Source organism: Dermacoccus sp. UBA1591 (assembly GCF_002322065.1).
Taxonomy (GTDB): Bacteria; Actinomycetota; Actinomycetes; order Actinomycetales; family Dermatophilaceae; genus Dermacoccus; species Dermacoccus nishinomiyaensis.
The window spans coordinates 1-14,807 of record NZ_DCNR01000107.1 but is presented as its reverse complement, the minus strand read 5'-3'; the positions used below and the strand labels follow the sequence as shown (position 1 = coordinate 14,807).

Sequence of the window (14,807 nt, the reverse complement as noted above, 5' to 3'; positions counted from 1 at the left end):
CGTGCAAGGAGGACATCCGCGCGGGCGAGGCTTTCCAGATCGTCGTCAGCCAGCGATTCAGCGTCGACACGCACGCCGACGCGCTCGATGTCTACCGCGCCCTGCGCGCGAGCAACCCCAGCCCCTACATGTATCTGCTCCGCCTGCCGCACCCTGACGGCGGCGCGTACGACGTCGTCGGCAGCTCGCCGGAGGCGCTCGTCAAGGTGACAGGCGAACGCGTTATCACGCACCCGATCGCCGGTTCGCTCCCGCGCGGCAAGACCCCGGAACACGATCAGGAGCTCGCCGACGACCTGCTGGCCGACCCCAAGGAACGCAGCGAGCACCTCATGCTCGTCGACCTGTCGCGCAACGACCTGCAGCGCGTCTGTCGCGCGGGCACCGTCGAGACGGTCGAGTTCATGAACATCCGCAACTACAGCCACGTCATCCACCTCGAGTCGACCGTCATCGGCGCACGCCGTGACGACGTCACCGCCTACGACGTGCTCGAGGCGGCGTTTCCCGCGGGCACCCTCTCGGGCGCGCCGAAACCACGCGCGATGCAGATCATCGAATCGCGCGAGGGCACCCGTCGGGGCATCTACGGCGGCGTCATCGGCTACTTCGACCTCGCGGGCGACGCCGACGCCGCCATCGCCATCCGCACCGCCGTGCTCAAGGACGGTGTCGCGCACGTCCAGGCGGGCGCCGGCGTCGTCGCCGACTCGGTGCCGGAGAGCGAATACCAGGAGACGATCAACAAGGCCGCCGCGGCGTTACGCGCCGTCGCGACGGCCGACGGCATGACGGGAATCGCATGAGCACCTTCACGACGAAACGCAGCGTCATCCTGCTCAGCCTCATCGCGGCCGTCCTCGCCGCGATCGTCTCGGGGCGCACGTGGATCAACGGCTCCCTCAACGATGGCGTCATCGCGAGCAGCAAGGTCGACGTCACGGGCAACCAGGCGGTGCCCGGCTACTTCGGCATCGCCCTCGTCGCCGTCGCAGGCGTCCTTGCCGCCGCGACGGCCGGCCGCATCGCGCGTTGGCCCGCCGCGCTCGTCTCGCTCATCGCCTCGGTCGCGCTGCTCGTCGTCACGCTGCTGACGCTGGGCGACCCGGCCTCGGCGGTCAAGACGCGGATGACGTCCGTCACCGGCCACAACGGTGAGGCCGTCGCGCGCGGCACGTTCACGCCATGGTTCTGGGCCGCGGTGTTCGCCGGCCTGCTCAGCGTCGCCGCGTCCCTGCTGGCGCTGCTCGGCGTGAGCCGCTGGGCGGGGCTGTCGAGCCGCTACGACGCGCCGACGGAGACCAAGGCGCCGACCACGCACGAGAGCGACTGGGATCTCATGAACCGCGGCATCGACCCGACGGACACCGAGACCGCCCCCGGCTCGCACGAGCCGGACGGGCCTGACACAATGACCCAGAACAGTTCATCAACGCGCGTGACGGAGACGTCGGCTGCGCAGCACGGCTCCAAGGAGAAATGACGATGTCCGGAGACAGCCCGTACCTCGACCACGGCCACAGCCCCGCCGCCTGGACGGGCGTCGGCATCTGCATGGTTGGTTCGCTCCTCATCGCGTTCGGCGTGTACTTCGGCAACGAACTGCTCGACATCATCGGCGCGGTCCTCGTCGTCGGCGGCGGCGTCGTCGGGTGGCTCATGGGCAAGGCGAACCGCCGCAGCGCTGCCGCGCACGGCTCGATGGACTCCGAGCGCAAGCCCGCCTGATCCGCGCCGCGGCCTGACGGGCCCGGCGCGCGCCGTGACCACACGCTGGAACCGGCGGCGCCGTGCCCTGTCACGCTGATTGGATTCGACCGTGACCACTGTTCTCGACTCGATCATCGCCGGGGTGCGAGACGACCTCGCCGAGCGCGTGCGCGCGCGCAGCCTCGCCGACGTCACGCGTGACGCCGACGCCGCACCGCCCGCACGCGACGCGCTCGCCGCGTTCCACGCCGCCCGCGAGGCGCGGCGCATCGCCGTCATCTCCGAGGTGAAGCGATCCAGCCCGAGCAAGGGCGCGCTCGCGCAGATCCCCGATCCGGCCGCGCTCGCCGCGCAGTACGCCGACGGGGGAGCGACCGCGATCTCGGTGCTCACCGAGCAGCGCCGGTTCGGCGGGTCGCTCGCCGATCTCGACGCCGTGCGCGCCGCCGTCGACATCCCGGTGCTGCGCAAGGACTTCATGGTCGAGCCGTACCAGTTCTTCGAGGCCCGCGCCCATGGCGCCGACCTCGTCCTCCTCATCGTCGCCGCCCTCGACGACGCGCAGCTGCGCGACTTCGCGGCTCTCACGCGCGAACTCGGGATGACGGCGCTCGTCGAGGTTCACGACGCCGCCGAGGCGGGACGGGCACTCGCCGTCGACGCGCAGCTGCTCGGCGTCAACGCCCGCAACCTCAAGACGCTCGACGTCCACCCCGAGGTGTTCGGCCCGATCGCCGCGACGCTGTCGGCGCATGTCGTCAAGGTCGCCGAGTCGGGCATCTCCGGGCCCGCCGATGCCGCCCGCTACGCCCGCGAGGGCGCACAGGCGCTGCTCATCGGCGAGGCACTCGTCAAGAACGGCGACCCCCAGCAGGGGCTTGCCGACATCATCACCGCGTGCGCGGACGCCACGAACGCGTCAGCCGTCGAAGGGACGCCCGCATGACCGACCCCACCCCGCTCGGCGAACCGCGCCACGACGGTCTCGCGCCGCACGGCCTCGGGCGCTTCGGCGACTACGGCGGACGCTACGTCCCCGAGGCCCTCGTCGCCGCGCTCGAAGAGCTCGACGAGCAACGCCAGAAGGCGATGGTGGACGATGAGTTTCGCCACGAACTCGCCGAACTGCACCGCACATACACGGGCCGTCCGAGCCCGATCACGGAGGTCAAGCGCTTCGCCGAGCACTGCGGCGGCGCGCGCGTCTTCCTCAAGCGCGAGGATCTCAACCACACCGGCTCGCACAAGATCAACAACGTCCTCGGCCAGGCGCTGCTGGCCAAGCGCATGGGCAAGACGCGCGTCATCGCGGAGACGGGTGCCGGCCAGCACGGCGTTGCCACCGCGACGGCCGCGGCGCTCATGGGCCTCGAGTGCGTCGTCTACATGGGCAAGGTCGACACCGAGCGTCAGGCCCTCAACGTCGCACGCATGCAGCTGCTCGGCGCAAGCGTCGTGCCCGTCGAGCACGGCAGCCAGACGCTCAAGGACGCCGTCAACGAGGCGTTCCGCGACTGGGTCGCCAACGTCGACACGACGCACTACGTGCTCGGCACGGTGACGGGCCCCTACCCGTTCCCCGAGATGGTGCGCGACTTCCACAAGCTCATCGGTGAGGAGGCCCGCGAGCAGATCCTCGCCGAGGCCGGGCGCCTGCCCGACGCAGTCTGCGCCTGCGTCGGCGGCGGCTCGAACGCGATGGGTATCTTTCACCGCTTCATCGGTGACGACGGCGTTCGCCTCGTCGGCCTCGAGGGCGGCGGCGAGGGCATCGCGAGCGGCAAGCATGCGTCGCGCTTCAGCGGCCAGGGCACGCCGGGCGTCCTGCATGGTGCGTACACCTACGTCATCCAGGACGAGGAGGGCCAGACGATCGAGACGCACTCGGTGTCCGCGGGCCTCGACTACCCGAGCGTCGGTCCGGAGCACAGCTACCTCAAGGACATCGGTCGCGCCGAGTATCACCCGATCACCGACGTCGAGGCGATGGAGGCGTTCCGGCTGCTGTCGCAGACCGAGGGCATCCTGCCGGCCATCGAGTCGGCGCACGCCCTCGCGGGCGCGATGAAGGTCGGCGCCGAGCTGGGCGAGGACGGGCTGGTCCTCGTCAGCCTCTCCGGGCGCGGCGACAAGGACGTGCACACCGCCGCCCGCTGGTTCGGGCTCATCGATGAAGACGAGACCGTCGTCAGCGGCGAGGACGAGGAGACGAAGCTGTGAGCACCCCCATCCCGCTGGACGCCGTCTTCGCCGCCACCCGTGACGAAAGACGCGCCGCCCTCGTCGGCTACCTTCCCGCGGGCTTCCCGAGCGTCGCGGATTCGATCCGCGCCGCGCAGGTCATGGTCGAGAACGGTTGCGACATCGTCGAGGTCGGCCTGCCGTACACCGATCCGCTCATGGACGGCCCCGTCATCCAGAGCGCCGCGACGCAGGCTCTCGAGGGCGGTGTGCACATCGCGGACGTCTTCCGCGTCGTGCGGGCCGTCACCGACGCCGGTGGCGTGGCCGTCGTCATGACGTACTGGAACCCGGTGCTGCGCTACGGCATCCGCCGTTTCGCGGAGGAGTTGAAGGCCGCCGGGGGAGCCGGCCTCATCACCCCCGACCTCGTGCCCGACGAGGCCGACGAGTGGATCGCCGTCGCCGACGAGCTCGGCCTCGCGAAGATCTTCCTCGTCGCGCCCAGTTCGACGCCCGCCCGTGTCGCGGCGACGACGGCGAACTGCTCGGGCTTCGTCTATGCGGCGTCCGTCATGGGCGTCACGGGTGCGCGCACGAGCGTCGGTGACGCCGCGAAGGGTCTCGTCGAGCGGACGAAGGCCGCCACCGACCTGCCCGTCTGCGTCGGCCTCGGCGTCTCGACGGCGGAGCAGGCGCGCGAGATCGGCCGGTACGCCGACGGTGTCATCGTCGGTTCCGCGCTCGTCAAGACGCTGCTCGACACCGACCCCGAACGCGGCCTGGCGGCCCTCGCCGAGGCCACGAAGGAACTGAGCGACGGAGTACGACGTTGAGCACCAGCATGGACACGAGCACGACCAAGCCCACCGCCGAGCGCTCGAACCGCTGGCCGTGGATCGCCCTCGTGCTGCGCCTCGTGCTCGCCGGTGTCTTCCTCTATGCAGGCCTGCCGAAGCTCACGCACCTCGACGCCTCGCGCCGCTCGGTGCGCGCATACGACCTGTTCTCCTACGACGTCGCGAACGTCATCGGCACGATCCTGCCGCTGGCGGAGGTGGCGCTCGGCGTCATCCTGCTCGTCGGCCTGTTCACCCGCTTCGCGGCGATCATCTCCGCGCTGCTGCTCGTCATCTTCATCGCGGGCATCGCCTCGGCGTGGGCGCGCGGCATCTCGATCGACTGTGGGTGCTTCTCCGAGGGCGGGGCGGTTGCCGCGAGCCAGACGAAGTATCCGCAGGAGATCGGCCGCGACATCGTCTTTCTCATCCTCGCCGGGCTGCTCGCCTGGCGCCCGCGCAGCCGCTTCAGCGCCGACGGGGCGCTGTGGGGCTGAACGATCTTCGTGACTCAACGCCCCCGCCATCTGTGAAAGGCTTCACCCATGCGACCTGATGCTTCCACCAAGCTGCAATCCGTGGCGCCCAAGCAGGGCCCCAGCAAGGGCTTGATCGCCGCGATCGTCGGCCTCGTGGCCGTCCTCGCGATCGCGGCCGTCGCCTTCCTCTCGCTCAACAAGAGCGATGACACCGACACCCCTGTCGCTGCCGGTGACACCCCGACGGGTGCACTCGCCAACGGCCAGGGCATGCCGGTGTTCGCCGACAAGGCCAAGGCCGACGCGAAGAAGGTCGACGTCTACTTCGACTACCAGTGTCCGTTCTGCAAGCAGTTCGAGCAGGCCCAGGGAGCCAAGCTCCTGGACATGGCGAAGGCCGGTGACGTCAAGCTGACGTACCACGTCAAGACCTTCCTCGATGAGAACCTGCCCGGCGACAGCTCTGCCCGCGCCGCGAACGCCGCGTTCTGCACGGCCACCGCCGGCAAGTTCTCCGACTTCACGACGAAGGTGTTCGAGAACCAGCCCAAGGAGGGCGTCGGCTACACGAACGAGACGCTCATCAAGCTCGCGAAGGACGTGGGCGTCAAGGGCTCGTCCTATGAGAAGTGCGTCAACGACAACCGGTACTCGGCGTACGTCAAGAAGACCGAGTCCGAGACCAACAAGGCCGGGGTCAACTCCACGCCGGTCGTCAAGATCAACGGCAAGGACGTCGACAACGCCGACATGGCCGGCATGATGAACATCGAGAACTCGACGCCCACCACGATCGACAAGGTGCTGGCCAAGTTCTGATGCTGACGGAGATTCCTTCACCGACCGAAGGGGTGCTGTGGCTGGGCCCGGTGCCCCTTCGGGCGTATGCCCTCTGCATCCTGACGGGCGTCGTCATCGCGACGATGATCACCGGGCGGCGCCTCGAAGGGCGCGGCTACTCGCGTGACGAGGCCGTCGACGTCGCCCTGTGGATCGTGCCGTTCGGCATCGTCGGGGGGCGGCTGTACCACGTCATCACGACGCCGCAGCCGTACTTCGGCGAGGGCGGGCACCCGCTCGACGCGTTCAAGGTGTGGGAGGGCGGCCTCGGCATCTGGGGCGCCGTCGTCCTCGGCGCCGTCGGCGCCTGGTTCGGCGCGCGCAAGGCGGGCGTCCCGTTCCCGGTGCTCGCCGACTGCGTCGCCCCCGCGCTGCCGCTCGCGCAGGCGATCGGCCGGTTCGGCAACTATTTCAACAACGAGTTGTACGGTCGCGCGACGAACGTGCCGTGGGCCCTCGAGATCCACCAGTGGGACATGAACAAGGGGCGTGCGGTCGTCGACTCGACCGGTGCCCCCGTCGTCCTCGGCACGTTCCACCCGACGTTCCTCTACGAGGCGATCTGGTGCATGCTCATCGCCCTCGTCATCTGGCGCCTGTCGGATTCGGGGCGGCTGCGCCAGGGGCAGGCGTTCGCGCTGTACGTCATGCTGTACCCGCTAGGCCGCATCGTCGTCGAGTTGATGCGCAGCGACTTCGCGAACCGCATCCTCGGTGTGCGCGTCAACGTGTGGGTGTGCGGCATCGTCTTCCTGCTCGGCCTCGCGATCTTCATCGCGCGCCGGCGTGCGTCCGCCGACCCACGGGCGGCGCACCAGCTCGAGCCGGATGCCCACGGTGCACACGATGCGGACACCACGGCCGACGAGGCCTCCTGAGCTGTATCGTCAGCTGAGACGCGCTCGTCCACGTGGTGAGCGCGCATGAACATTCGATAGAATGCATAAAACCCGCAGGCCAATGCCGTCCCGCGGTGGTTTCGACCCGACCCGATGCCTCGTGCGCCCTGCGCTCGGGCGTCCCGACGACGAACAGGACGGTGAGTCATGTCTGCTCATGCTTTCTCCGCCCAGCCCGCTGCCCAGGGGTTGTACGACCCCACGTTCGAGCATGACGCCTGTGGTGTCGCGCTCGTCGCGACGATGCGGGGCCACGCCGGCCACGACATCGTCGACGCGGCGCTGCTGGCCCTGACCAACCTCGACCACCGCGGTGCCACGGGCGCCGACCCGCTCGTCGGCGACGGCGCCGGCATCCTCACGCAGATCCCCGACGCGTTCCTGCGCGAGGTCGTCGACTTCGAGCTGCCCGCGAAGGGCTCCTACGCCGTCGGCATCGCGTTCCTGCCGCAGGACGCCGACGGCCAGTGGCACGTCGGCGAGGGCTTCGACCGCATCGCCGACGAGGAAGGCCTCGTCGTCCTCGGCTGGCGTGACGTCCCCGTCAACCCCGACGTCGTCGGTGAGTCGGCGCGCGGCACGATGCCGGTCTTCCGCGAGGTGTTCGTCGCGGCGAAGGACGGCGACGCCTCGGGCCTCGAACTCGACCGTCTCGCGTTCTGTGCGCGCAAGCGCGCCGAGAACGAGCTCGACGTCTACTTCGCGTCGCTGTCGGCGCGCACCATGGTCCACAAGGGCATGCTGACGACGGCGCAGCTCGAGCAGTTCTACCCCGACCTGTCGGACGAGCGGTTCGAGACGGCGCTGGCCCTCGTGCACAGCCGGTTCTCGACGAACACGTTCCCGAGCTGGCCGCTCGCGCACCCGTTCCGCTTCATCGCGCACAACGGTGAGATCAACACGGTGCGCGGCAACCGCAACTGGATGAGCGCACGCGAGTCGCAGTTGCGCAGCGACATCATCCCCGGCGACCTGTCTCGCCTGCTGCCGATCTGCACCCCGAACGCGTCCGACTCGGCGACGTTCGACGAGGCCCTCGAACTGCTGCACCTGTCGGGTCGCAGCCTGCCGCACTCGGTGCTCATGATGATCCCCGAGGCGTGGGAGAACCACGCGACGATGGACCCGGCGCGTCGCGCGTTCTACGAGTACCACGCCGCGTTCATGGAGCCGTGGGACGGCCCCGCGTGCGTGACGTTCACCGACGGTTCGCTCATCGGCGCCGTCCTCGACCGCAACGGCCTGCGTCCCGGGCGTTACTCGGTGACGAAGGACGGCCTCGTCGTCCTCGCCTCCGAGGCGGGTGTGCTCGGCCTCGCGCCGGAGGACGTCGTCGAGCGTGGGCGCCTGCAGCCGGGCAAGATGTTCCTCATCGACACCGAGGCCGGGCGCATCATCCCGGACGAGGAGATCAAGGGCGAACTCGCCACGGCGAAGCCGTATCAGGAGTGGCTCGACTCGGGCATCGTCAAGGTCGGCGACCTGCCGGATCGTGAGCACATCACCCACTCGCTCAGCTCGGTCACGCGCCGTCAGCAGACGTTCGGCTACACGAACGAGGAGCTGAAGATCCTGCTGACGCCGATGGCGTCGACGGGCGCCGAGGCGCTCGGTTCGATGGGCACCGACACGCCCGTCGCCGTCCTCAGCTCGCGTCCGCGCCTGCTGTTCGACTACTTCACGCAGCTGTTCGCGCAGGTGACGAACCCGCCGCTCGACGCGATCCGCGAGGAGCTCGTCACGAGCCTCGGCACGACGATGGGTCCGGAGGGCAACCTGCTCACCGACGGCCCCGAGCACGTCAAGCAGGTCGAGTTCGGCTTCCCCGTCATCGACAACGACGAGCTCGCGAAGATCGTCCACATCAACGCCGACGGCGACCGCGCCGGCTTCGCGGCGTACGTCATCCGCGGCACGTACCGCGTCGACGGTGGTGCGAGCGCGCTCAAGGCGCGCCTGCAGGGCATCTTCGCCGAGGTCGACCAGGCGATCGCCGACGGTCACCGCTTCGTCGTCCTGTCCGATCGTGACTCGAACGCCGAGTTCGCGCCGATCCCGTCGCTGCTGCTGACGGCGGCGGTGCACCACCACCTCATCCGTCAGAAGACGCGTCTGCAGGTCGGGCTCGTCGTCGAGGCCGGCGATGTGCGCGAGGTCCACCACGTCGCGCTGCTCGTCGGCTACGGCGCGGCGCTCGTCAACCCGTACCTCGCGATGGAGTCCGTCGAGCAGCTCGCCCATGAGGGTGCGCTCGGTGACACGACGCCCGAGCAGGCCGTCAAGAACCTCATCAAGGCGCTCGGCAAGGGCCTGCTCAAGGTCATGTCGAAGATGGGCATCTCGACCGTCGCCTCCTACCGCGGCGCGCAGGTGTTCGAGGCGCTCGGCCTCAGCCAGGAGGTCGTCGACGAGTACTTCACCGCGACGACGTCGCGTCTCGGCGGCATCGGTCTCGACGTCATCGCGGCCGAGGTCGCGGCGCGTCACGCGAAGGCCTACCCGAGCGACGGCCAGGGCCCCGCGCACCGCGAGCTCGAGGTCGGTGGCGAGTACAAGTGGCGCCGCGAGGGTGCACCGCACCTGTTCAACCCGACGACGGTGTTCCGCCTCCAGCACTCGACGCGCGCGCGTCGTTACGACATCTTCAAGCAGTACACGCAGGCCGTCGACGACCAGTCGGCAGAGCTCATGACGCTGCGCGGGCTGTTCAAGTTCGCCTCCGACCGTCCGTCGATCTCGATCGACGAGGTGGAGCCGGCGAGCGCCATCGTCAAGCGCTTCTCGACGGGTGCGATGTCGTACGGCTCGATCTCGAAGGAGGCACACGAGACGCTCGCGATCGCGATGAACCGTCTCGGCGCGAAGTCGAACACCGGAGAGGGCGGCGAGGACGTCGATCGCCTGCTCGACCCGAAGCGTCGTTCGGCGATCAAGCAGGTCGCCTCGGGTCGCTTCGGCGTGACGTCGCTGTACCTCACGGAGGCCGACGACATCCAGATCAAGATGGCGCAGGGCGCGAAGCCCGGCGAGGGCGGTCAGCTGCCCGGGCCGAAGGTGTACCCGTGGGTGGCGCGCACGCGTCACGCGACGCCCGGCGTGGGTCTCATCTCGCCGCCGCCGCACCACGACATCTACTCGATCGAGGATCTCGCGCAGCTCATCCACGACCTGAAGAACGCGAACCCGAGCGCGCGCATCCACGTCAAGCTCGTCTCCGAGGTCGGCGTCGGCACCGTCGCCGCCGGTGTCTCGAAGGCCCACGCGGACGTCGTGCTCATCTCCGGCCACGACGGCGGCACGGGAGCCTCCCCGCTGACGTCGCTCAAGCACGCCGGTGGGCCGTGGGAGCTCGGCCTCGCCGAAGCGCAGCAGACGCTGCTGCTCAACGGCCTGCGCGACCGCATCGTCGTGCAGACCGACGGCCAGCTCAAGACGGGCCGTGACGTCGTCATCGCCGCGCTGCTCGGCGCGGAGGAGTTCGGTTTCGCAACCGCGCCCCTCGTCGTCAGCGGCTGCATCATGATGCGCGTGTGTCACCTCGACACCTGCCCGGTCGGCATCGCGACGCAGAACCCGGAGCTGCGCGAGCGTTTCAGCGGCAAGCCGGAGTTCGTCGAGACGTTCTTCGAGTACATCGCCGAGGAGGTGCGCGAGATCCTCGCCGAGCTCGGTTTCCGTTCGATCGAGGAGGCCGTCGGGCACGTCGAGGCGCTCGACACCGACGAGGCCGTCGAGCACTGGAAGGCCAGTGGTCTCGACCTCGCGCCGATCTTCGCGAAGGCGGAGATGCCGTTCGGCGGTGAGCTGTTCAACACCCAGGGTCAGGATCACCACCTCGACGCTGCGCTCGACAACGAACTCATCGCGAAGGCGAAGGACGCCATCGAGCACAAGACGCCGGTCGCGTTCGAGACGAAGGTGTCGAACGTCAACCGCACCGTCGGCACGATGCTCGGCCACGAGTTGACCAAGCGCTACCTCGATGAATTGCTCCACGACGACTTCGTCGACATCACGCTGCGCGGTGCGGGCGGGCAGAGCTTCGGCGCCTTCATCCCGAAGGGCCTGACGCTGCGGCTCGTCGGCGAGGGCAACGACTACGTCGGCAAGGGCCTGTCGGGTGGGCGCATCATCATCCGTCCCGATACCGAGACGGCCCTCGTCGCCGAGGAGAACGCCATCGCGGGCAACGTCATCGGTTATGGCGCGACCAGCGGTGAGATCTTCCTGCGCGGCAAGGTCGGCGAACGCTTCTGCGTCCGCAACTCGGGAGCGACGGCCGTCGTCGAGGGCGTGGGCGATCACGGCTGCGAGTACATGACCGGTGGTCGCGTGCTCATCCTCGGCGCGACCGGACGCAACTTCGCGGCCGGCATGTCGGGCGGTGAGGCGTACGTCCTCGATCTCGACGCCGACCTCGTCAACCGCGAGCTCGTCGAGGTCACCGGCCTGCGCGCCGAGGACGAGGACGTCGTCAAGGAGCTGCTGACGAAGCACGCCGCCGAGACGGGTTCATCCGTCGCCGAGTCGTTGCTGAACGACTGGCCTGCGAGCCTCGTCCGTTTCTCGCTCGTCACGCCGCGTGAGTACCAGCGCGTGCTGAGCATCCGCAAGGACGCCGAAGGCATGGGCGTCGACCCCGACAGCGCCCAGGTGTGGGACAAGATCATGGAGGTGAGTTGACGTGGCTGACCCCCGCGGATTCCTCAAGACCCGGGAGCGCGAGCTGCCCGAACGTCGCCCCGTTCCCGTTCGCATCCGCGACTGGAAGGAGGTGTACGAGGAGCAGCAGCTCGGCACCCTGCAGCGTCAGGCCGGCCGATGCATGGACTGCGGCATCCCGTTCTGTCACTCGGGCTGCCCCCTCGGCAACCTCATCCCCGAGTGGAACGACCTGTCGTGGAAGGGTGAGTGGGAGGAGGCCATCGAGCGCCTCCACGCCACGAACAACTTCCCCGAGTTCACCGGACGCCTGTGCCCCGCGCCGTGCGAGACGGCGTGCGTGCTCGGCATCAGCCAGCCCGCCGTCACGATCAAGCAGGTCGAGAAGACGGTCGTCGAGGAGGGCTTCGAGCGTGGTTACGTCACGCCGCAGGTGCCGACGCGCCTGACGGGCAAGACGGTCGCCGTCGTCGGTTCGGGGCCCGCGGGCCTCGCCGCCGCGCAGCAGCTGACGCGCGCCGGGCACACCGTCGCCGTGTTCGAGCGCGACGACGCCCCCGGTGGCCTGATGCGCTACGGCATCCCCGAGTTCAAGATGGAGAAGGGCATCCTCCATCGTCGCATCGAGCAGATGAAGGCCGAGGGCACCCGTTTCCGCTGCAACACCGAGATCGGCGTGACGCTGACGGCGGAGCAGCTGCGCTCGCGCTACGACGCCGTCGTCCTCGCGATGGGCGCGACGGTGCGTCGCGACCTGCCGGTGCCGGGGCGTGAGCACACGGGCACGTACCAGGCGATGGAGTACCTGCCCCAGGCCAACCGCGTCGCGCTCGGCGGCGAGGTCGAGGGTCAGATCCTCGCGACCGGCAAGGACGTCGTCGTCATCGGTGGTGGCGACACCGGAGCCGACTGCATCGGTACGGCGCTGCGTCAGGGCGCGAAGTCGGTGACGAGCCTCGAGATCATGCCGCAGCCCGGCGAGGAGCGTCCGGCCAACCAGCCGTGGCCGACGTACCCGATGATCTTCCGCGTCGCCTCGGCGCACGAGGAGGGTGGCGAGCGCGTCTACTCCGCCTCGACGAAGGAGATCCTCGCGGACGACGACGGCAACGTCAGCGGTCTGAAGATCGTCGAGGTGAAGTTCGTCGACGGCAAGTTCGAGGAGGTCGAAGGCTCGGAGCGAGTCATCCCGGCGCAGCTCGTGCTGCTCGCGATGGGCTTCCTCGGCCCGCAGGGCGAGGGTCTGCTCGAGCAGCTCGGCGTCGACACCGACGAGCGCAGCAACGTGCAGCGCGACGCGAACTACATGTCGAGCGTGCCCGGCGTGTTCGTCGCCGGTGACTGTGGGCGCGGCCAGTCGCTCATCGTGTGGGCGATCGCCGAGGGCCGCAGCGCGGCGCGCGGCGTCGACATGTGGCTCATGGGTGACTCGACGTTGCCCGCGCCGATCAAGCCGACGGATCGTCCGCTGACGGTGTGATCGTCCGCATGTGTTGACGCCTGATCGCGCGTCGTGGAAGCCCCTGCCGCCCTCGTGGCGGCGGGGGTTTCCGCGTCGTCGCGGGCCTACCCGCGAGTACGGTGACGGGGGTCTCACCGGGCGAGATGGTCGACTGAGGGAACGCTCGCGCGGGCGATAGGGTTGGCAGCATGCGTCGCGCGAAAATTGTTGCCACCCTTGGTCCTGCTACCGACTCTGCCGAACGGACGCGTGAGCTCGTCGAGGCCGGCCTCGACGTCGCCCGCTTCAACCTCTCCCACGGTTCGTACGAGGAGCACCAGACCCGGTACGACCACGTCCGCGCCGCCGCTGCGGCGACGGGTCGCGCCGTCGGCGTCCTCGCCGACCTGCAGGGCCCGAAGATCCGCACCGCTCGTTTTTCCGCGGGCCCGGTCGACCTCGCGAAGGGCGACCGCTTCACCATCACGACCGAGGACGTCGACGGTGACTCCGAGCGCGTCGGCACGACGTATAAGGGCCTGCCGGGCGACGTCAACGTCGGCGACATGCTGCTCGTCGACGACGGCAAGGTCGCGCTGCGCGCGGTCGAGGTGACGGCCACGGACGTCGTGACCGAGGTGGTCGTGCCGGGCCGCGTCTCGAACAACAAGGGCATCAACCTGCCCGGTGTCGCGGTGAGCGTGCCCGCGCTCAGCGAGAAGGACGAGGCTGACCTGCGCTGGGCGTTGAAGGCCGGCGCCGACCTCATCGCGCTGTCGTTCGTGCGCGACGCCGCCGACATCACGCGCTGCCACGAGATCATGGACGAGGTGGGCATCCGTCGCCCCGTCATCGCGAAGATCGAGAAGCCGCAGGCGGTCGAGAACCTCATCGAGATCATCGAGGCGTTCGACGGCATCATGGTCGCGCGCGGTGACCTCGGCGTCGAACTGCCGCTCGAGGACGTGCCGATCGTGCAGAAGCGTGCCATCGAGCTCGCGCGCCGCGCGGCGAAGCCCGTCATCGTCGCGACGCAGGTGCTCGAGTCGATGATCGAGAATCCGCGCCCGACGCGCGCCGAGGCCTCCGACTGCGCCAACGCGGTGCTCGACGGCGCGGACGCCGTCATGCTGTCGGGGGAGACGTCGGTCGGTGCGTGGCCGATCGAGACGGTCAAGACGATGGCGCGCATCATCTCCTCGACGGAGGAGCACGGCCTCGAGCGCGTGCCCGACCTCGGCATCCAGCCGCACACGAAGGGCGGCGTCGTGACGAAGGCCGCCGTCGAGGTGGGGGAGACGCTCGGGTGCACGCATCTGGTCAACTTCACGACGACGGGCGACTCGGCGCAGCGCATGTCGCGTCTGCGTCCGCGCCTGCCGATCGTCGCGTTCACGCCGTCGGAGACGGTGCGTTCGCAGCTCGCGCTCGTGTGGGGCGTGCAGACGGAGTGCAGCCCGAAGGTCAAGCACACGGACGAGATGTCGATGCAGGTCGACGAGATCTTCCTCGGCGACGGTCGCTGCGTCGAGGGTGACCTCGTCGTCATCGCCGCCGGATCGCCTCCCGGCATCCCCGGTTCGACGAACGCGCTGCGCGTGCACAAGATCGGCGACGCGAAGAACCGCGTCGCGCCGGCCTACGAGGACCACGAGAAGGCCCGTAGCGCCGCCGCGCAGAACTGATCCTGCCTCAGTCCTTGATCGGCGCTGCTGCCCCCGCGCCCTGGTGCGCGGGGGCAGCGCGCGTTCGGGTA

Annotated in this window: 12 protein-coding genes; all 12 read left to right on the top strand. The window is 69.3% G+C overall.

The genetic code is table 11. The annotated features are described in order from the left end of the window. Positions 1-806: chorismate-binding protein (locus tag B2284_RS11880; RefSeq protein ID WP_286697563.1), on the top strand; the 806-nt coding region annotated here is incomplete at its 5' end. Next, complete coding sequence (locus tag B2284_RS11875) at positions 803-1,483, top strand: Trp biosynthesis-associated membrane protein (protein ID WP_131941102.1); 681 nt, start codon at positions 803-805, stop codon at positions 1,481-1,483. The genes B2284_RS11880 and B2284_RS11875, both read left to right, overlap by 4 nt. Before the next feature lie 2 nt (positions 1,484-1,485). After that, on the top strand, positions 1,486-1,728 hold the full coding sequence (locus B2284_RS11870) for an HGxxPAAW family protein (RefSeq protein ID WP_136788427.1): 243 nt from the start codon (positions 1,486-1,488) through the stop codon (positions 1,726-1,728). 91 nt (positions 1,729-1,819) lie between these two features. Then, complete coding sequence (trpC, locus tag B2284_RS11865; protein WP_136788426.1) at positions 1,820-2,656, top strand: indole-3-glycerol phosphate synthase TrpC; 837 nt, start codon at positions 1,820-1,822, stop codon at positions 2,654-2,656. Next, on the top strand, positions 2,653-3,930 hold the full coding sequence (gene trpB, locus B2284_RS11860; protein WP_074045255.1) for a tryptophan synthase subunit beta: 1,278 nt from the start codon (positions 2,653-2,655) through the stop codon (positions 3,928-3,930). The genes trpC and trpB overlap by 4 nt, the downstream gene beginning before the upstream one ends. Continuing rightward, entirely contained in the window at positions 3,927-4,727 is an 801-nt protein-coding gene (gene trpA / locus B2284_RS11855; RefSeq protein ID WP_136788425.1) for a tryptophan synthase subunit alpha, read from the top strand. Before trpB ends, trpA begins: the two co-directional genes overlap by 4 nt. Beyond that, complete coding sequence (locus B2284_RS11850; RefSeq protein WP_231729550.1) at positions 4,724-5,227, top strand: MauE/DoxX family redox-associated membrane protein; 504 nt, start codon at positions 4,724-4,726, stop codon at positions 5,225-5,227. Before trpA ends, B2284_RS11850 begins: the two co-directional genes overlap by 4 nt. A gap of 48 nt (positions 5,228-5,275) precedes the next feature. Then, complete coding sequence (locus tag B2284_RS11845; protein ID WP_136788424.1) at positions 5,276-6,028, top strand: DsbA family protein; 753 nt, start codon at positions 5,276-5,278, stop codon at positions 6,026-6,028. Further along, on the top strand, positions 6,028-6,927 hold the full coding sequence (gene lgt, locus B2284_RS11840; RefSeq protein ID WP_136788423.1) for a prolipoprotein diacylglyceryl transferase: 900 nt from the start codon (positions 6,028-6,030) through the stop codon (positions 6,925-6,927). The genes B2284_RS11845 and lgt overlap by 1 nt, the downstream gene beginning before the upstream one ends. Before the next feature lie 168 nt (positions 6,928-7,095). After that, positions 7,096-11,631: a glutamate synthase large subunit gene (gene gltB, locus B2284_RS11835; protein WP_136788422.1), complete on the top strand. Its 4,536-nt coding sequence runs from the start codon at positions 7,096-7,098 to the stop codon at positions 11,629-11,631. Between the two features lies 1 nt (position 11,632). Next, positions 11,633-13,090: a glutamate synthase subunit beta gene (locus tag B2284_RS11830; protein WP_074045259.1), complete on the top strand. Its 1,458-nt coding sequence runs from the start codon at positions 11,633-11,635 to the stop codon at positions 13,088-13,090. A gap of 170 nt (positions 13,091-13,260) precedes the next feature. Beyond that, positions 13,261-14,736: a pyruvate kinase gene (pyk, locus tag B2284_RS11825; protein ID WP_006943809.1), complete on the top strand. Its 1,476-nt coding sequence runs from the start codon at positions 13,261-13,263 to the stop codon at positions 14,734-14,736. The last annotated feature ends 71 nt before the right edge of the window (positions 14,737-14,807 follow it).

Bases quoted from the DNA above. Each gene is read 5' to 3' on its own strand.
- B2284_RS11875 (WP_131941102.1), top strand. From the start codon at position 803: ATGAGCACCTTCACGACGAAACGCAGCGTCATCCTGCTCAGCCTCATC.
- B2284_RS11870 (WP_136788427.1), top strand. From the start codon at position 1,486: ATGTCCGGAGACAGCCCGTACCTCGACCACGGCCACAGCCCCGCCGCC.
- trpB (WP_074045255.1), top strand. From the start codon at position 2,653: ATGACCGACCCCACCCCGCTCGGCGAACCGCGCCACGACGGTCTCGCG.
- B2284_RS11845 (WP_136788424.1), top strand. From the start codon at position 5,276: ATGCGACCTGATGCTTCCACCAAGCTGCAATCCGTGGCGCCCAAGCAG.
- lgt (WP_136788423.1), top strand. From the start codon at position 6,028: ATGCTGACGGAGATTCCTTCACCGACCGAAGGGGTGCTGTGGCTGGGC.
- gltB (WP_136788422.1), top strand. From the start codon at position 7,096: ATGTCTGCTCATGCTTTCTCCGCCCAGCCCGCTGCCCAGGGGTTGTAC.
- pyk (WP_006943809.1), top strand. From the start codon at position 13,261: ATGCGTCGCGCGAAAATTGTTGCCACCCTTGGTCCTGCTACCGACTCT.